We start from the raw sequence: 18,557 nt of genomic DNA, 5'->3' as shown, positions 1-18,557 counted from the left end.
AGGAGCCGGCTAGGAGCCGTGTTTGCCGGGGCGTCCGCGTCATACAAAAGCATATAAAATATGGTTGTAAGAGGTGGAGTTTGCCCCGGGGGTGCGAATCGCGGATTAGTTGGCGACGATATTCACCAGTTTACCCGGCACTACGATCACTTTACGCACGGTTTTGCCTTCAGTGAATTTCTTCACGTTAGGCTCGTCCATAGCAAGGCTTTCCACCGATGCTTTATCGGCATTGGCGGGCACGTTCAGTTTGGCGCGGACCTTGCCATTTACCTGTACCACAAGCTCGATACTGTCTTTTACCAGTGCGCTCTCATCTACACTCGGCCAACTAGCGTCAATGACCGCCTCGTCATGGCCTAGGGCTTGCCACAGGCTGTGCCCCGCATGGGGAATGATGGGAGCCAGCAGCAGTACGGCGGCTTCCAGCGCTTCTTGTTTCACCGCGAGGGCATTGTCAGTGGCAGCGTCGAACTTGCTCACTTCATTAATCAATTCCATCACCGCAGCGATGGCGGTGTTGAAGGTGTTGCGGCGGCCGTAGTCGTCGCTGACCTTTTGAATGGTTTCGTGGGTTTTGCGGCGAAGTGCCTTGCCGGCGTCGTCCAATGCGTTTACATCCAGAGTGCCGGTATTGCCGGCTTCCACATGTTCGGCAACCAGGCGCCATAGACGCTTGATAAAGCGGAAGGCGCCTTCTACGCCTGCGTCGTTCCATTCCAGAGACTGCTCTGGTGGCGCGGCAAACATCATGAATAGGCGCACAGTGTCGGCGCCGTATTCTTCAATCATTTGCTGCGGGTCCACGGTGTTGCCCTTGGACTTGGACATTTTGGCACCGTCTTTGAGCACCATGCCCTGACAGAGGAGTTGCTTGAACGGTTCGTCGCAGTTCACCAGCCCAGTATCGCGCAGTAACTTGTGGAAGAAGCGAGAATAAAGGAGGTGCAAAATGGCATGTTCTATACCGCCAATGTACTGGTCTACGGGCAGCCAGTAATTGGTGGCTGCCGGGTCCAGCATGGCGGTGTCGCTTTGTGGTGAGCAGTAGCGAGCGTAATACCAGCTGGACTCCATAAAGGTATCGAAGGTATCGGTTTCGCGCAGGGCGGGCTGGCCGTTAAACGTGGTTTTGGCCCACTCCGGGTCGGCTTTGATAGGGCTGGTGACGCCATCCATTTCCACATCGGTGGGCAGCGCCACGGGCAGCTGGTCTTCTGGAGTGGGGTGTAGGGTGCCGTCTTCGGTTTCCACCATGGGAATGGGGGTGCCCCAGTAACGCTGGCGGGAAACACCCCAATCACGTAGCCGGTAGTTCACTTTCTTTTCGCCAAGGGAGCGTTCGCTAAGCCAGTTAGCAATAGCGTTGAAGGCCTCGGCGGAAGACAGCCCATCGAATTCACCAGAATGTATCAGGGTGCCTTTTCCGGTGAAGGCTTCGAGTGCCAGATCGATGGGCTCACCGTTGGCTGGTTCAATCACCTGGTTGATGGGTAGGCCGTATTTTTGCGCAAATTCAAAATCGCGCTGATCATGGGCGGGCACGGCCATTACCGCGCCGGTGCCGTAGCCCATCAGCACGAAATTGGCGATCCATACCGGTACCGCTTCACCGCTGATCGGGTGGGTGGCCGTTAGGCCGGTGTAGATACCTTTCTTCTCCATGGTGGCCATGTCGGCTTCGGCGGTCTTGGTGTTCTGGCATTCTTTTATGAAGTCCGCAACTTCGTGATTGGCGGCGGCGGCTTTTTGTGCCAACGGGTGGCCGGCGGCCACGGCCACGTAACTCACGCCCATGAGGGTGTCCGGGCGCGTAGTGTAAACGCGCAGAGACTCTTCTCCCTCAATGGGGAAGTCTAATTCCACCCCTTCAGAGCGACCGATCCAGTTGCGCTGCATGGTCTTAACTTGTTCTGGCCAACCATCCAGCTGATCCAGATCATTCAGCAGTTCGTCGGCGTAGTCGGTGATTTTGATAAACCACTGGGGAATTTCTTTTTGTTCCACCAGTGCGCCGGAGCGCCAGCCACGGCCATCAATGACCTGTTCGTTGGCCAACACAGTTTGGTCTACCGGGTCCCAGTTCACCGTGGACATTTTCCGATACACTAGGCCTTTCTCGTACAGCTTGGTGAAAAACCATTGTTCCCAGCGATAATATTCTGGCGTACAGGTGGCCAGTTCCCGGCCCCAGTCGTAGCCGAAGCCCAGACGCTGCAGCTGCCCGCGCATGTAGTCGATGTTCTCGAAAGTCCATTTGGCAGGCGCTACCTTGTTTTTGATCGCCGCATTTTCTGCCGGCAGGCCGAATGCATCCCAGCCCATGGGTTGCAGCACGTTTTTGCCTAGCATGCGCTGGTAACGGCTGACCACATCGCCGATGCTGTAATTACGCACATGGCCCATGTGCAGGCGGCCAGATGGGTAGGGGAACATGCTCAGGCAATAGAACTTTTCTTTGCTGGCATCCTCGGTGACCTTGAAGCTTTGATTGTCATCCCAGTATTGCTGGGCTTGGGCTTCGATCTGATCGGGGCGATACTGTACGTCCATCGGCTCTCTTTTCTTGATCATAAAACAAACGGGAACAGGGCGGTTGAAGGAAACATTCCGACCGTGAAGGAGATATAGGATACATGAGCTTAGCTTGGATTTCTCAATACGCGGGTGCCCAGATGTGCAATCTCAATGATAAATACCTCGAGCAGGGGCGGCGGTGGGCCGTGGCAGCCGTGAGGGCCTGCCAATGATGCTGACGTACCTAGCGTTGCTGGTGTTGGTGGGCGCCAGCTTGCCGGCGGTGGTGCGCAGTTTTCTGCCGCCTTTACCGCGCCGGATTACCGGCATTACGCCCCAGGCTGTGGTGGTGTTGGGCGCGGGGCGGCGCCAACGAAAAGGCCGAAGTTCGTTGAATACCCGAGGGCTGCGTCGGTTGAAATTGGCTGCAGAGCTGGCCCATGAGCACGGCTTGCCACTACTGGTCAGTGGCGGCGGTCAGCCCCCTAAGCACGATGATGAGCCCACAGAGGCAGACTTAATGGCGGAGCAAGCGCTGCGGCGCTGGCCGCGGCTGGATGTAATTAAAGAATTCCGTAGCCGAAATACTTGGGAGAACGCTTGTTATAGCTCTGAGCTGTTAGCTGATCGAGGCATAGATGAGGTGTTGTTGGTCAGTGATCGGGCCCACTTGCCCAGGGCCTTGCTGTGTTTCCAGAGCCAGGGTGTGTTGGCTCAGGCGGCGTGGAGCAAACGGTTGCCGAAGCAGGAATGGCTTCCCTCTGCGGGGGCCATATCTATGGTGCCGGAGATTTGGTATGAGTGGTTGGCCCTAGTGTGGTATCACGCTCGATTTTTGTAAACGCTAGGGTAAGAGGCGTGTCGCTTCTTGGTGCTATACGGCGTCAGGTGTCTTGGTGGCTCCGCCGAGCGCTTCAATGGCCTGATATTGGCTGAGAAAAACCTGGCCGCTGAGAGTGCTCAGCAAGTGGGTTTTCGTCAGCCGGTCCATCACTGGGCCTTTTACTTCAGATAGATGTAACTGTACGCCGGCGGCGTCGAGCCGCGCGTTGAGGCTTTCTAGGCTCTGTACAGCACTGGCATCCAAGTGATTGATGGCGGAGCACATCAGCACCACATGAGCAACACCGGGACGGCCCATGGCATGATCGTAGAGCAGATCCTCCAGTGGCCGAGCATTCCCAAAATACAGTGACTCATCCACGCGTATGGACAGAATCTGATCGGAGATAATGGCGTCGTGACGGTCAATGTTACGAAAATGCTGTGTGCCGGGCACCAGGCCGACTTCGGCCACATGGGGTTGGCTGGTGCGCCACAAGAACAGCACCACGGACAATCCTACTCCGATAAGCAAGCCGCTTTGCACATTGATTAATAACACCCCGAATAAGGTGACCACCATAGCGATGCTATCCGGACGGCTGTATCGCCATAGCTGGCGAATTTCCCCTAGTTCGATCAAAGGAATAATGCCCACCACAATGATCGCGGCGAGGGTGGCCAAGGGTAAAGCGTAAAATAGACCGGTGAAAAACAGGGCCACCAGGGCAATGCCCATACCGGTGAGCAGGCTGGTCATGGGGGTCCGGGCTCCGGCCTCGAAACTCACCGTGGTGCGGGAAAAACTGCCGGTGACAGCAAAGGAGCCGGATAGGCCGCTAGCCAGGTTAGCCAAACCCAGCCCCATCAGTTCCCGATTAGGGGAAATTCGCTCCCGGCGGCGGGCAGCCAGCGCCTGTGCCAAAGAAATGGATTCCACGAAACCGATCAGCGCTAATAACAGAGCGGGTGTTGCCACGGCCTTCCAGTGGTTCCAGTCCATTTGTGGGGTGGATAGATGGGGCAGGCCGCTGGGGATTGCGCCCACAATGGCTAAGCCCTGTTGATCCAAGTCGAAGGAAAATGCCAACACAGTGGTGACCAGCACCGCCAGAATCGGGCCGGATTTGCCCATGAAGGCGGCGAGCCAAGCGGGTAAACGGCTACGCTTGAATGCGCCATTGAGTTGTTTAGGGATAAGCAGGGAGGCAATGGCGATGGCACTAATGGCCACGGTGAGCCAGTGACTCTGATTTAAATGTGCGCTCAAACTGCGGCCCAGTTGCACAATGTTATTGCCGCTGGCAGGGATGCCCAGCAGGTGCTTGAGCTGGCTGCTGGCGATCAAAATGGCACAGCCACTTACAAAACCGATGATGACAGGGTGACTAAGCAGGTTAGTCAGCCAGCCCAGGCGTAACACCGCCATTATTATTAGCACCGCTCCAGAGAGCAGCCCCATGCCAATAGCCGCCTGGATAAACAGCTGAGGATCTCCGTGGGCGAGGGCGCCGGCGGCGGAGGCGGTAATCAGTGATGTGAGTGCCGCCGGCCCAACGGACAGGCTGCTGCTGGTGCCGAATAGGCCGTAAACAATCAAAGGCAACATGCTGGCATACAGCCCGGTTTCAGGGGGCATACCCGCCAAGAGTGCGTATGCCAGCCCCTGGGGTACCAACAAAATGGTCACGATAATAGCGGCCAAGCCGTCACCGGCGGCATCGGCGCGGGTATAGCGAGCCAGCCAGTCGCTGGCGGGTAACCAGCGTATTACTCGCAAGGCTCGCTGCACGTTGTTATTGGCCTCGGCGCTGATCGAGCCGCTCTACCAGCCCGCTCAGGTCGTAACCGGCTTGTTCTGCGGTGGCAAGAATGCGGGCGTTGTCTTGTTCGCTGGCCTGGGTCAGGGCCCACAGCATTGTGCTGCGGGTTCCCGTACGGCAAAACGCTAATACTGGTGTTTCTGCCAGCGAGACGATGGCGTCGAAGCCGTCGATATCGGTTTCGCTGATGTTACTGCCCACCACAGGCTGGTGAGCGTATTCCAGGCCCGCTGCCTCGGCGGCGGCGGCCATTTCGGCGCTACTGGGTTGGTTTTCATCTTCACCATCGGGGCGGTTGTTGATGACCATCTTGAAGCCCGCTTTGGCCAGCTCAGCCATATCTTCTGGCTGCAGCTGTTCTGCGACAAAGAGGGTGTCGGTCAATTTCTTGGTAGTCGTCATGGAGACTCCTTGATGATTTGCTGTCAGCTTACCGGGGTATGTGGGGGCTGCAAGTCTTCTTCGTCTTGGCGGTCCTGTTGTTTTATACATTCCGGTGCCAGATCCTGCATGGCCTGATAATGGGTCAGGTAGATCTTGCCGCTAAGCTGTTCGGGTAACGCCGCCCGCTTGAACTGATCCATTACGGGTCCCTTGATCTCCGAGAAGTGAAGCGTGATGCCTGCGTCGGCCAGCCTGCGGTTGAGACTGAGCAGGCCATCGATGGCGCTGGCATCAAGATGGTTGATGGCGGTGCCCATCAGAACCACATGTTCGGTTTGTGGCCGTTGCAGGGCCGCATCGTAGATCTGGTCTTCCAGGCGGCGGATGTTGGCGAAGTACAGGGACTCATCGATGCGCATACTCATAATTCGCGGTGACACCTTAACGGCGTGTCGTTGCACATTGCGGAAATGCTCGGTGCCAGGAACAAGACCAATCTCGGCCACATGGGGTTGGTTGGTGCGCCATAGATACAGCGCTAGGGAACTGATCACCCCGGCCATGACCCCGGCTTCCACACCCCAGCCCAGCACGCCGACAATGGTGATTATCATGGCGGTGAAATCCAGCCGGGAAAAATGCCAAGTGTGCTTCAGGGTGGCCAGGTCAACCAGTGAGAGTACCGCCACCACAATGGTGGCGGCCAAAGTGGCCTTGGGCAGGAAGACGAACAGACCGGTAAGCAATAGCGCGGTTAAGGCGATGCCTACAGCGGTGAAGACCCCGGCCATGGGGGTTTGGGCTCCGGCATCAAAGTTGACCACAGAGCGGGAAAACCCCCCAGTCACCGGGAAGCCGCCGCTGAAGGCGCTGGCCAAGTTGGCCGTTCCTAGCCCCATCAGTTCCTGGTCTGGATTGATACGCTGGCGCCGCTTGGCCGCCAAGGTCTGGGCCACGGAAATGGATTCCACAAACCCGATCAGGCTTATCAGTAGTGCAGGCACTAGAAGTTGCCGCCAGAGTTCTGTGTCCATGGCGGGCATGATGAAACCGGGCAGACCGCTGGGTATGTCACCGACGATGTCGACACCTTGCTGGTCGAGACGCAGGCTGGCAGCAAGCAGGGTGGTGGCCAGTACTGCCAACACGGGCCCGGCCTTGCTGATTAGATCTGCCCAGAAGGGCGTTAGCCCCATTTTCAGCAGCAGCGGCTTGAAAGACCTGCGCACCCAGAACAGGAAGACCGTGGCTGTGCCGCCAAGAATGAGGGTGGGTAGATGAATGTCGGGCAGGTGGTGATAGAGAGACGCACCCAGTTCATAAAGGTTGCGGCCGCTGAGCGGGACACCAAGCAGGTGTTTAAGTTGGCTCGCGGCGATCAGAATTCCGGAGGCGGTGATGAAACCACTCACCACCGGGTGCGACAACAGGTTGGCGATCCAGCCCAGTTTGAACAGGGCCATGAGTATCAGGATAGCACCGGACAGGGCGGCCAGAATGATGGTTGAGGCGATGTATTCAGGGGTGCCGGCGGCGGCAATTTCACTGGCGGCGGCGGCGGTCATCAGCGAAGCCACAGCCACCGGGCCAACGGCTAGGGTGCGGCTGGAGCCAAACAGGGCGTAAGCCACTAGCGGCAGGATGCTGGCGTAGAGTCCCACTTGCGGGGGAAGGCCGGCGAGCATGGCGTAGGCCAAACTCTGCGGAATCAGCATGATGGTGACGACAACTGCGGCAACCCCATCCTGAGCGGCAGTCTGCCGGTTATAGAGTGGGAGCCATTGTGATGCTGCGAGCCAGCCAGGAAGTCTCATCGCCTTAGTGCCTTATGGTTTTCCTGGTTTTGCCAGCCATTCGTGCCCTTTCAGCATCATGGAGAAATAGATGCGCGGCATGGCGTAGCGCTTGAGCCACCACATGCTGGTGCGAGCCACCGCGGGTTTGAGTGGGAAGGTGGGTTGCAGTTTGCCGCCATAGCCGAACTCGGCCATTACCACCTTGCCCTGTTCCACGGTGAGCGGACAGGCGCCGTATCCGGTGTAGCGGGCGGGCATGGGGCGGTCGGCGAGGTGGGCGAGCAGGTTTTCTGCTACCACGGGCGCCTGCTTACGCACCGCGGCAGCGGTTTTGGCATTGCTGGCGCCACACACATCCCCGAGGCTGAATACATTGCCATAGTGGGGGTGTTGCAGGGTGGCTTCATCGACGGCGACCCAGCCGCTTTCATTGGCAAGCTCGCTGTCGCGGATGAATTCCGGGGCGCGTTGTGGCGGCACCACATGAAGCATGTCGAAGCATTCGGTACGCTCAATGGTGCTGCCATCTTCAGCGGTGTCGCGGAAGGTGGCGGTCTTCGTTGGGCCCTCTACGGCAATCAGGGTGCTGGTGAAATTCAGGTTGGCGCCGTAGCGCTTTACGTATTCCATCAGCGGAGGCACAAACTTGGAAACGCCGAACAGTACGCCCCCAGCATTGTGAAACTGCACGTCAATGTCGCCTAGGTAGCCCTGTTTCTCCCAGTGATGGCAGGACAGGTACATGGCCTTCTGTGGGGCGCCGGCGCACTTTATGGGCATGGCCGGCTGAGTAAACAGGGCGCGGCCTTGCTTGAGCAATTGCACGCATTCCCAGGTGTAGGGCGCGAGATCGTAGTGGTAGTTACTGGTCACGCCATTCTTGCCCAAGGTCTCTTCAAGACCGGCAATGGCTCCCCAGTTCAGTTCTAGGCCGGGGGCCACCACTAAGCTGCGATAGCTCAGATGCTGGTGATTTTCCACAATGACTTGGTTCTGCTGCGGCAGGAAGCCCGTCACCTCGCTGCGAATCCATTTGGCATTGGCCGGTATTAGCGAAGCGGTGGAGCGGCAGGTATCTGCGGGGTTGAAGCAGCCGCCGCCCACCAGGGTCCAGGCGGGTTGATAATAGTGGCGATCGCTGGGTTCTACGATCGCTATCGATAGGGAGGGCTTGCGTTTGAGCAGGCTGGCCGCCGCCGCGAGGCCGGCAGCGCCGCCGCCCACAATCACCACATCCCAGACAGAGTCATCAACTGGCATGGGCATTCTCTTAGAGTGCGTTCAGGGGGATTTTCAGGTAGCTGATGCCATTGTCTTCCTCGGGAGGAAGGTGCCCGGCGCGCATGTTGATCTGCACCGATGGCAGGATTAGGCGCGGCATGTCCAGGGAGGCATCGCGGGTTTCTCGCATGGTGACGAACTCTTCTTCGCTGACGCCTTCATGAACATGAATGTTGTGTTTGCGCTGATCACCCACGGTGGTTTCCCAAACGAATTCTTCGCGGTTCTCTGGTAGGTAGTCGTGGCACAGAAACATGCGGGTTTCGTCCGGCAGAGCGAGTAACTTCTGAATGGAATGGTATAGAGTGCGAGCATCTCCACCGGGAAAATCGCAGCGGGCGGTGCCGTAGTCTGGCATGAACAAGGTGTCCCCGACGAAGACCGAATCGCCGATCACGTGGCTCATGCAAGCCGGGGTGTGCCCAGGCGTGTGAATGGCTCGAGCCTGCAGATTCCCTACTTTGTAAGTCTCACCATCCTTGAACAGATGATCGAACTGACTACCGTCGCGGGCAAACTCGGTGCCGGCGTTAAAGATCTTGCTAAAGGTTTCCTGCACGGTGCTGATGTGCTCGCCAATGGCCAGCTGGCCACCTACCTGTTGTTGAATCCAAGGTGCGGCGGAAAGGTGGTCAGCATGGACGTGGGTTTCCAGCAGCCAATCCACGGTGAGACTTTCTTGTTTCACGTAGTTAACGATTTGCTCGGCACTGGTGTGTCGGGTGCGACCCGCGCTGGGGTCGTAATCCAGTACAGAGTCTACGATGGCGCAGTGGCGGCTTTGCGGGTCGGTAACGACATAGCTGATTGTATTAGTGTCGTGGTCAAAGAACGCTTTGACTTCAGGGCGTGACATGGTGCTCTCCCGTTAGGATGCGACAATGCCACTGTTATAGGCTGGCCGGAGAACAAAGTCAAATTAAGGAATAAGCATATATCATAATGGAATATTGGGCGATGTCCTGATTCGGCCCCGCCACCCTGCCCACACTATTAGGCAGGCCAGCAGTAGCCAGGGCCATACCCCCGTGGCCATGAATGGAGTGGTGCCCTGGCGGGGCTGGTACTGGCTGAGCAGCACGTCGCGCTCGAATTGTGGCAGGGCATCCACTACCTTGCCGTGCTCGTTGATCACTGCGGTGACCCCATTATTGGTGCCGCGTAGCAACCATCGGCCGGTTTCCAGGGCACGCATACGGGCCATCTGAAAATGCTGCAAGGGGCCGGCAGAGGTGCCGAACCAGGCATCGTTGCTGATGGTCAGCAGCACATCGGCGTCGTGGCTGCGGTCGGCCACCAGTTCCGGATAGAGAATTTCATAGCAGATAAACGGGGCGATGCTGTGCCCCAGCGCCGTCAGATTGGGTTGGCTGGATTTTCCGGGGGTAAAGCCAGACATGGGTAAATCGAAAAATGGAATTAGCCCGCGTATAAGCGATTGCATGGGCACGTATTCGCCAAACGGGACCAGTTTTTGTTTGTGGTAAACCCGTTGGCGGCCATCGCCGGGATCAAGCGGGATGGAGGCAATGCTGTTGTGGTAGGTCACGCCACTATTGCTGACCGTACGCCAGGGAACCCCGGTGATGAAACCGCCGTTACGTTCGGCGATTTTTTGTCCTTCTTGTTCTACGAATTCGGATACGTTTTGGTAAAAATTAGTGAGCGCTGATTCTGGCCAAACTACCAGGGTGTCGGCGGGAATATCCCGTGTCAGGTCTTGATAGATCTGCTGGGTTCGTTCTCGCATGGATAGCTGCCATTTGAGGTCCTGGGGGATATTGCCCTGTACCAGCGCAACTTTCTGGGCAGACCCGCTGGGTTGGGTGAAGGTGAGAGTGTGAGAGGCCGCAGTGAGAATCAGCAGGGCGCTGGATGCGACCAGCCCGGCGTACCCGCCTCTGCGCCAGTTAGTCAGGCGAATCAAACAGGCGCTGATCAACACCGCGCTAAGGGTCAACAGCCAGACTCCGCCTATGGGGGCCAAAGTGGCGAAAGGGGAGTCGATCAGGGCGTAGCCAGCATATAGCCAGGGGAAACCGGTCAGGAGTACGCCACGCAGCCAGTCCAGCAGTAACCAGATACCGGCAAAGGCCAGAGCCGAACGTCCCAGCCGCCAGCTGGCGTAAAAAGTGAGGCCGTAAAACAAGGCCAGGAAAGCCGCAAATAGCCCGGTGAACGGAATCGCCATCCACAGCGGCATGAAGCCGTAGTCGTGCATGGAAACATGCACCCAGGAAATACCGAAAGCGAACATGCCCAGCCCGTACAGCCAGCCACGTAGTAATGCTTCGCGGGCAGAGCTCGCCTGCTGCTGGCACCAGTAGCCCAGCCCGATGCTGACAAACAACAGAGGCCAGAGATCATAGGGGGCAAAAGCTAGGGGGAAGAGCAGGCCGGCAATCAGAGCCAGCAGACGATCACGCATGGATATCCTCGTTTCGTACTGGCGAGCAGGCCGCCTGGCAGTTTGGACTAGAGTCAATGCAATAATACGAATAAAGTAGCAGAAAAATATGCTTTTAAACCGGCGGGGGCAAAGTTGAAAGCTCAAAGTTAAAACACGACTTCGCGCTTGTTGTCAGCCGAAATCGGTCTGCGCTGCGGATCACCTCGAACGATTAGCGGCTAGGCTACCGGTCATGGGGAGGAATCTCCTGCGCGTTTGCACTTTGAACATTCAACTCGACCCTGCCCCCTAAGCCGGGATGACAAGTCTGGGGGCATCATAGTGAAACACCCATGCAAGTACCATCCGGGAACGGAGGCGCTGTGGTATTGCGCCCATGATGGATTGTATCTGTGTCAGCAATGTGTGGATGGGGATGAGGACCACCGCATGGAGGCTCGTTGCTTACTGTGCAACCATGATCTGTTGCCGGCGGTACAGAGCCAGGTGGGGCCGTTGTGGCAGCGTCTTGGCCGTTATCTGCGCCTGCCGTTCTCGTTACCGCTGCTGCCGCTGTTGGCCATTTGGCCGGTGCTAGCCACGTTGTTGCCCCCGCTATGGGCAATGGTACCGGTGGCATTGGTGGCGGGGTTGCCCACTTTCGTTTTTTCAGCGGCGTTGATGACGTTGCGCGCTGGCCCTCGCAAAAGCCGCAAGGCGGCCTTTCCCGGTTGGGATTGTCTTGCAGAGAGCGCTTCCTGGAAAAGTGCCCTGTGGCAGGCCTTGCCCGCATCGCTGGTGATTGGCCTTGCCGCACTTTTGATGGTGGCGGTATCGGTGCCGGTGGGTTTGTTGGTCGCGGTGATTGGCATGCTGCTGGTGCCTGCCCTGTGGCTGGCGGTGTTGGTGCAAGGTGCAGAGCCCGGCGCCTATGCGGCGGTGGGCAACTATATCGTGTCTGCCCCTCGGGATTACGCCGTGGCAGCGGGGTTTGCTTCGTTGGGCTGTGTGTCGGTAGTGGCGCTGGTGGGGGTGGCCGTGGATGTATTGCCGTTGCCTTTGGTACAGGGGGTAGCCGGTTTGCTGGCGGCTTGGTGGTGGTTGGTTTTGGCGGAAATGTGTGGCGATATTGCGGCCCGGCACGGCCGGCTGTGGGGCCTGAATCAGGGGGGGCGGCGTGTCACTCTGCCATTGGCTGAGCGTCGGCAGCGCGCTCAATTGTGTGCTGGTCGGTTCGATAAGGTGTTGCTGACTACCTCAAAAATCATCAAAACCAAGAAAGCCACGGTGGTGGATTGGCAGCATCATGATCGGTTGTTGGCGGTGCTGGGTAAGGAGGATGAACGAATTGCCCTGGCAGAATCTTATCTAAATTGTTTGGTTGGCGCTCAGGCCTGGAGTGTTGCTCTGGAACTGGTTGCTCGGCAACGCCACCGTGATTCACAGTGGTTGCCCACTGCGCCGGCGCTACGGTTGGCGTTGGCTGAGGGCGTTTATCCCCGTGACCCTAAGCTGGCGGTTGCCTTACTCAAGGAGCTCCACCAGAAATACCCTGAGTTTGCCGACCTTGGTGAAGCTTACCTGTTGCTGGCCAAGGTGCTGGCGGAGGCGTTTGGCCTGAGTGGCAAGGCTGAACAATATCTGCGTTATGTGGAAAGCCACTGCCGTGATGTTCGGTTACGCCAGAAGGTTGCGGACTGTCGGCTAGCCTGGGGGTGACGGGTGTGTTTCCGATTTCCAAAGGTGTCGAGTGTCGAGTGTCGAGTGTTGGGCAAGAGGCGCCAGGTGTTAAGTCGTCACGCCAGCGTTTTTGCCCGGTGTGTTAATCCTTCTTGAATCAGTCTGGCCCGCAGTTGGGCGATGGCGTCTGCCTTGAGCGAATGGTCATCCAGTTGCCGTGCCAATTTCTCTGCTGGTTGAAATTCCTCGGCCCGGGTTAAGGTTTTCAGTAGCGTCCAGCCAACTGCGGCCGACAACGGTGCGCCGCTGCGTTGCTGGTACTGCTGCCAACAACGCGCCACCTGAGTGGCTTGTCCTTTTTCCGTTGCAGGAGAACAGAATAGTTGCTGGGCGGTGCTCTCCCAGGAGGCGTTATCGTTGAGTAATTGCTGCGCGGTGAATTGCCCGGTGAGCGCGTCGAAATGGTCCGGTTCGCGGGTAAGAACCTGTGCGAAGGCCGCATGGGCGGCATCGCCGTCTAATTGCCCCAGTGCATCCCAACCGCGAGTGAGTGAGGACAGTTGCTGCGGGTCCATGGGGCTGTTGTCATGCTGTTCTGGCTCGATGGGCTGTGGCTGCATGATCTGCACTAACAGTAGGCCTGCGATAAAAGCGGCAATGCCGGCACTGAGATTAGCTAAAAGTGGTGTGCTGAACAGCGCTACAGCGGCCATGACGGCTATGGGCAAGGGCAGCAGGGTGTAGGGGGAAACGGGCCGGCGTTGCCATTGTTTATGTTTGGGGTGCCAAATGGGGAGTTGCAGGGGGCTATGCTGCAGGCCAAAGAACGCGCCGAACCAAATCAGCAAAGGCGCTGCGGGGCCGTGGAAAGGAACTTGCCCGGGGCTGGCTAGCAGCAGGTAGCCGACGCCACTGACCAGGCAGCCGAGGATCCATAGTGCGAGCACCCGGCCGTGGCCGAGCCGACGCTCCAGAGTGGAGGCCAGTGGCGCCAGCAGAAGCACCGCGGCCAGGGTTAGCCAGAGTGAGCCTCCGGTGAAAGGGGCGGTAAAGAAACGGGCGGGGCGTGGCGAAGAGTTGGGCAAACCCCAGCGGTACAGGTTGCTGGTGGCAACCTGTGCGGGAATTTGCTCGCGCAGGCGCTTCCATTGCTCCGTTTCAGCGGGCGACCAGAAATCATGGGCGCGGCGCTGGCTGTCTGCGACAAAATCATCGGCGAACAGGGCGGCGCTGTAGGCGTGTGGGTCCATGGCCGCGCGCGCTTCCAATTGTTGCGACAGAGCGCTTTGATTATTGAAGCGGAGCCAGGAAAGGTAGTTGTTCCATTCCAGGTTTTTCAGGCCGCTGCTTGAGTACCAGTTTAAAACCGGTTGGGGGGTGTTCGCGTTGTTGAAGAGTTGGCCGGCGATCAGGGCAATGGCCACTAAGGCCATTACCCAGGGGCCGTTGCGCCAGGCAGGCGCGGTTGGGTCAGCCGTTGTCTGCGCCGTGGTTGGTGTCGTCATTATCGTTATCCCCCGGCGGTGTTACCCGTAGCAGTCTTATTGTGCGGCCGTCGGCACTGAGCACGGTGACGCGGAAGCCATCCAGAGTGATACTTTCATCGCGGCCTGGTAGGCGGCCGAACTTCTGCATTACCAATCCCCCGATGGTGTCGAACTCTTCATTGCTGAACTGGCAATGAAAGTGTTCGTTGAAGTCGTCGATGGGAGTCAGGGCCTTGACGGTATATTCGTTTTTATCCAGATCCTTGATCAGGTAGTCATCTTCTTCGATGTCGTGTTCGTCTTCGATTTCGCCGACGATCTGTTCCAATACGTCTTCAATGGTAACCAGCCCGGCGACGCCACCGTATTCGTTAACGACGATGGCCATGTGATTGCGGCTGATACGGAATTCGCGCAGCAGAGAATCCAGACGCTTTGACTCAGGCACCACCATAGCCGAACGAATGTGATCCTTGATCGCAAAACGTTCCATACGGGCGGGATCAAGGATCAACGGTAAAAGATCCTTGGCAAGGAGGATGCCGATCACTTCGTCCGGGTCGTCACCGAGCACCGGGAAGCGAGAGTGTGCGCAGTCAATAATGGTGGGCAGAAAACCTCGTGGGTCGGAGCTGGCCTTGATGCTGACCATTTGCGAACGGGGGATCATGATTTCGCGAACCTGCATGTCTGCCACGCAGATGGCGCCTTCGATGATCCCTAGGGTGTCGCCGTCGATGATGTGGGTGTCGCGCATGGAGCGCATCAGTTCCAGTAGTTCGTTGCGGTCACCCGGGGTGGGTGAGAAAAACTGGCCGACACGCTCCAACCAACTTCGGCTGGTACCGTTATCCGAAAAATCGTCCGACATCAGGGGTTAAGCTCCGTATTTTCAGGTTGTGCCTGGCTTTCTTGTTGCGCAGGGCTGTAAGGATCAGGAAAACCCAACTCGCCAAGGGCACGGATTTCCAGAGTCTCCATGACGATTGCGTCGTCATCGTCTATATGGTCATAACCCAGCAGGTGTAGAACACCGTGGGTGACCATGTGCGCCCAGTGGGCGACCAGGGGTTTGTGCTGTTCGTTGGCTTCGCGGCGCACTACGGCGGCGCAGATAATAATGTCGCCCACCAGTGGGTCCATGGCGCCTTCCGGCAGCCCTTCGGGCATTTCAAAAGGGAACGACAACACATTGGTGGGAGCATCCTTGTCACGGTAATCGCGGTTCAGAGTACGAATTTCCTCTTCATCCACGATGCGCAGGGTGATGTCGCCCACCACACCACCGGCAGCAATGGCCGCATGGCGTACCCATTCACATAAGTGGGTTTCATCGGGGGCGTCCGGGGCGTCGCTGGCCCACTGGATATCAACGGTGGGTGTCGGTATCCCGTTCATGACGGTCGTAGGCCTCTACAATGCGTTGAACCAGCGGGTGGCGAACCACGTCGCGGCTATCGAAGCGGGTTACCCCAATCCCTTTTACCCCTTCCAACACTTCTAGTGTGTTGACCAGACCAGAACGTTGATGGCGGGGCAAATCCACTTGGGTGACGTCGCCGGTGATCACCGCGCGAGTACCAAAGCCGATTCGGGTGAGGAACATTTTCATCTGTTCTGGAGTGGTGTTCTGAGCTTCATCTAGAATCACAAAACTGTTGTTCAGTGTGCGCCCGCGCATATAGGCAAGTGGCGCTACTTCGATGACCATTCTGTCCATCAGTTTAGCCACCTTTTCGAAGCCGATCATTTCGTAGAGTGCATCGTATAGCGGTCTCAAATAAGGGTCGATTTTTTCCGCTAGGTCGCCGGGTAAGAACCCCAGCTTTTCCCCGGCCTCTACCGCTGGCCGAACCAGCAGAATACGTTGCACCTCGGCTTTTTCAAGGGCATCCACTGCGCACGCCACGGCCAGCCAGGTTTTACCCGTGCCCGCAGGACCCACACCAAAGTTGATGTCGTGCTTGTGTATCTGTTGCACGTACTCTCGCTGGTGCGCGCCTCGGGGCTTGATGCGTACCCGCTTGGTACGGATCAGCATGTCGTCGCTGGGTGAAGGCTCGGGGTTATCGGCAATGTTATTGCCGGCATGATCCGCCACGTTGGATTGCTGAAGATGCAGGTGCACGATTTCTGGGGTCAGCTCGGTGCCGTCGCGGGTCTGATCGTAGAGTTCGTTAAGAATGCTCTTTGCGGCTTCCACGGAGGCGGACTCCCCGGACAGATAAAACTGGTTGCCGCGGTTATGGATCTCTACCTGCAAGCGCTGGGTAATCTGCTTAATGTGCTCATCCAGACGGCCACAGAGACTGGCCAAGCGATGGGCGTCGTTAGGTTCGAGGCTGATATGTTGTGAAACGAGTGGTGTGTCCAAGATGGAAAAGATGGCCTTTGGGGCTGTTATGGGAGAGTTTCAGAATACCCGGAAGCGTTGTTTCGGGAAAGCGAATTTGAAAGGGCAGCGTAGCCGTCGCTATCGTTGGCTGCAAGGAGGATTGGAGCCGTGTCTGACAGTCTACCGTATCAGGCTGGTGTGACCCGCGATCCTAGGTTGCCGCTGAAAGTGACGGCCTATGCTGGTGCGAATGGGATAAACACCATATCCGTCGGTTGTGTAACCAGAGTCTGCTATAGGCTCCGAGCCAATCCTACTTCTATCACGCCTGTTGCCCAGATGAGTGCGTTCAGCGTGAGCAGGCGGCTGATCAACCCTGTCTAGAATGTTAGTAGAGCCTAGATAGCGTTTCGCATTCACGGTAGTAAGCAGCAGCTCACAGGCGATATGGCCGGAGCTGCTCAGCAGGGTTTTGGGCACTAATCAGCCACCAGCAGGATGGAAGCCCTTATATGAATGGTTTGCTCCACAATTTGTAATCGACGCTGGGTTGCACGAACAAGGCTCTAGTCTATATGAGCATCCATTAAAAACTGCTTTGTTGGAATGAAGAGAAATAATGGGATGAGTGCGCAAGGCCGGGGATTAACTCGGGTTGCGCGGATCAGTCCCTAGCAATGAATTGCTGTAAGCCTTTGCAATGGTCACATCTACGAATTTACCAATTAGGTCGGTGTCATCACACTGGAAGTTAACTACTCGGTTGTTCTCGGTGCGCCCTTTTAGCTGGCCGGGGTCCTTCTTGGAGAAGCCGTCTACAAGAATGCGCTGGGTACTGCCCACCATTTTGCGGGAGATATCCTGGACATTCTGGTTGATGCGTTGCTGGAGAATGGCCAAGCGCTGCTTCTTTACTTCCATATCCACATCGTCGGGCAGGTCCGCTGCGGGCGTGCCTGGGCGGGCGCTGTAGATAAAGCTGAATGACATGTCGAAGCCGATGTCATGGATCAGGTTCATAGTGTCTTCGAAATCCCGGTCTGTTTCGCCGGGAAAGCCGATGATGAAATCCGAGCTAAAGGAAATATCCGGACGGATGCGTTTGAGCTTGCGCAGCTTGCTCTTGTATTCCAGCACCATGTGGTTGCGTTTCATCATCGCCAGGATACGGTCGGAGCCAGATTGCACCGGCAGATGCAGGTGGCTGACCAGCTCGGGCACGTCTTCGTACACTTGAATCAGCGCTTCAGAGAATTCCACTGGGTGGCTGGTGGTGTAGCGAATGCGGTCAATACCGTCGATATCCCGGATTAGTCGGATCAGGTCTGCCAGATCCAGTGTATCGCCGTCGGCCCCCACGCCTTGGTAGGCGTTCACGTTTTGGCCTAACAAGTTAACCTCGCGAACGCCCATGTCGGCCAGGTGCTGGATTTCTTTGAGGACGGGTTGCACCGGACGGCTGACTTCTTCACCGCGGGTATAGGGCACTACGCAGAAGGTGCAATATTTGGAGCAGCCCTCCATTATGGATACAAAGGCGGAGGGGCCGTCTACACTGGGTTCTGGAAGGTTGTCGAACTTTTCAATTTCCGGGAAGGTTACATCGATGGCCAGCTCACGGGTGCTGGCGGCCTGAGTAATGAGGCCGGGCAGGCGATGCAGTGTTTGCGGGCCAAAGACTACGTCCACATAGGGGGCGCGGTCGCGGATAGCGTCGCCCTCTTGGCTGGCCACACAGCCGCCCACGCCGATAATCATATCGGGCTTGGCGTCTTTCAGTTTTTTCCAGCGACCGAGTTGGTGGAAGACCTTTTCCTGGGCTTTTTCCCGGATAGAGCAGGTGTTGAGAAGCAGCACATCCGCCTCTTCGGGATTGTCGGTGGGCTCCAGGCCGTGGCTGGATTCGAGCAGGTCCACCATACGAGTGGAGTCATACTCGTTCATCTGGCAGCCGTGGGTCTGGATAAACAGCTTACGTGCCATGGGTTGCCTAACCGTCAAATAGAGTGAAAATGGGCGCGGATTATAGCGCTGACTGCGGCA

The 18,557-nt window shown here is 57.3% G+C and carries 14 protein-coding genes; 2 read left to right on the top strand and 12 right to left on the bottom strand.

Translation table 11 applies throughout. From position 1 onward, the window contains the following. Window positions 1-105: 105 nt before the first annotated feature. A complete protein-coding gene (leuS, locus tag ABO_RS10015) occupies window positions 106-2,553 on the bottom strand; it encodes a leucine--tRNA ligase (protein ID WP_041705012.1) in 2,448 nt (815 codons plus the stop codon). 193 nt (window positions 2,554-2,746) lie between these two features. Here leuS and ABO_RS10010 point away from each other — a divergent pair, with 193 nt between their 5' ends. Beyond that, window positions 2,747-3,358, top strand: coding sequence for a YdcF family protein (locus ABO_RS10010; protein WP_011589225.1), 612 nt, complete (start codon window positions 2,747-2,749; stop codon window positions 3,356-3,358). 33 nt (window positions 3,359-3,391) lie between these two features. Here the strand turns inward: ABO_RS10010 and ABO_RS10005 are convergent, their stop codons facing one another. The 6 genes from ABO_RS10005 to lnt all read right to left on the bottom strand — a co-directional run bounded on the left by ABO_RS10005 (window position 3,392) and on the right by lnt (window position 11,051). Beyond that, window positions 3,392-5,119, bottom strand: a complete 1,728-nt coding sequence (locus ABO_RS10005; RefSeq protein ID WP_198407809.1) for a SulP family inorganic anion transporter — start codon at window positions 5,117-5,119, stop codon at window positions 3,392-3,394. A 16-nt stretch (window positions 5,120-5,135) separates the two neighbouring features. Next, complete coding sequence (locus ABO_RS10000; RefSeq protein WP_011589223.1) at window positions 5,136-5,564, bottom strand: TIGR01244 family sulfur transferase; 429 nt, start codon at window positions 5,562-5,564, stop codon at window positions 5,136-5,138. Between the two features lie 23 nt (window positions 5,565-5,587). After that, window positions 5,588-7,360, bottom strand: a complete 1,773-nt coding sequence (locus ABO_RS09995; protein ID WP_011589222.1) for a SulP family inorganic anion transporter — start codon at window positions 7,358-7,360, stop codon at window positions 5,588-5,590. 12 nt (window positions 7,361-7,372) lie between these two features. Continuing rightward, a complete protein-coding gene (locus ABO_RS09990) occupies window positions 7,373-8,602 on the bottom strand; it encodes an NAD(P)/FAD-dependent oxidoreductase (protein WP_035459551.1) in 1,230 nt (409 codons plus the stop codon). Window positions 8,603-8,612: 10 nt separating this feature from the next. Next, a complete protein-coding gene (locus ABO_RS09985) occupies window positions 8,613-9,479 on the bottom strand; it encodes an MBL fold metallo-hydrolase (protein WP_011589220.1) in 867 nt (288 codons plus the stop codon). Window positions 9,480-9,560: 81 nt separating this feature from the next. After that, window positions 9,561-11,051: an apolipoprotein N-acyltransferase gene (gene lnt / locus ABO_RS09980; RefSeq protein ID WP_011589219.1), complete on the bottom strand. Its 1,491-nt coding sequence runs from the start codon at window positions 11,049-11,051 to the stop codon at window positions 9,561-9,563. 303 nt (window positions 11,052-11,354) lie between these two features. Here lnt and ABO_RS09975 point away from each other — a divergent pair, with 303 nt between their 5' ends. Further along, on the top strand, window positions 11,355-12,731 hold the full coding sequence (locus ABO_RS09975; RefSeq protein ID WP_011589218.1) for a B-box zinc finger protein: 1,377 nt from the start codon (window positions 11,355-11,357) through the stop codon (window positions 12,729-12,731). A gap of 77 nt (window positions 12,732-12,808) precedes the next feature. On the opposite strand, the gene ABO_RS09970 is transcribed toward ABO_RS09975, so the two are convergent. From ABO_RS09970 to miaB, 5 genes are all read right to left on the bottom strand, one after another. Beyond that, window positions 12,809-14,197, bottom strand: a complete 1,389-nt coding sequence (locus tag ABO_RS09970; RefSeq protein ID WP_011589217.1) for a rhomboid family intramembrane serine protease — start codon at window positions 14,195-14,197, stop codon at window positions 12,809-12,811. Beyond that, window positions 14,163-15,050, bottom strand: coding sequence for an HlyC/CorC family transporter (locus ABO_RS09965; protein WP_011589216.1), 888 nt, complete (start codon window positions 15,048-15,050; stop codon window positions 14,163-14,165). Before ABO_RS09965 ends, ABO_RS09970 begins: the two co-directional genes overlap by 35 nt. Next, the gene (gene ybeY, locus ABO_RS09960) at window positions 15,050-15,577 is read right to left on the bottom strand and encodes an rRNA maturation RNase YbeY (RefSeq protein ID WP_011589215.1); all 528 of its coding nucleotides are present in this window, start codon (window positions 15,575-15,577) and stop codon (window positions 15,050-15,052) included. The genes ABO_RS09965 and ybeY overlap by 1 nt, the downstream gene beginning before the upstream one ends. Further along, window positions 15,549-16,553 carry a PhoH family protein gene (locus ABO_RS09955; protein ID WP_011589214.1) on the bottom strand — a complete coding sequence of 335 codons (1,005 nt, stop codon included), beginning with the start codon at window positions 16,551-16,553 and terminating at the stop codon, window positions 15,549-15,551. Before ABO_RS09955 ends, ybeY begins: the two co-directional genes overlap by 29 nt. Window positions 16,554-17,159: 606 nt before the next feature. Next, window positions 17,160-18,497: a tRNA (N6-isopentenyl adenosine(37)-C2)-methylthiotransferase MiaB gene (gene miaB / locus ABO_RS09950; RefSeq protein ID WP_011589213.1), complete on the bottom strand. Its 1,338-nt coding sequence runs from the start codon at window positions 18,495-18,497 to the stop codon at window positions 17,160-17,162. Window positions 18,498-18,557 lie beyond the last annotated feature (60 nt).

Source organism: Alcanivorax borkumensis SK2 (assembly GCF_000009365.1).
Classification (GTDB): Bacteria; Pseudomonadota; Gammaproteobacteria; order Pseudomonadales; family Alcanivoracaceae; genus Alcanivorax; species Alcanivorax borkumensis.
This window is presented reverse-complemented; position numbering and strand designations above follow the sequence as displayed.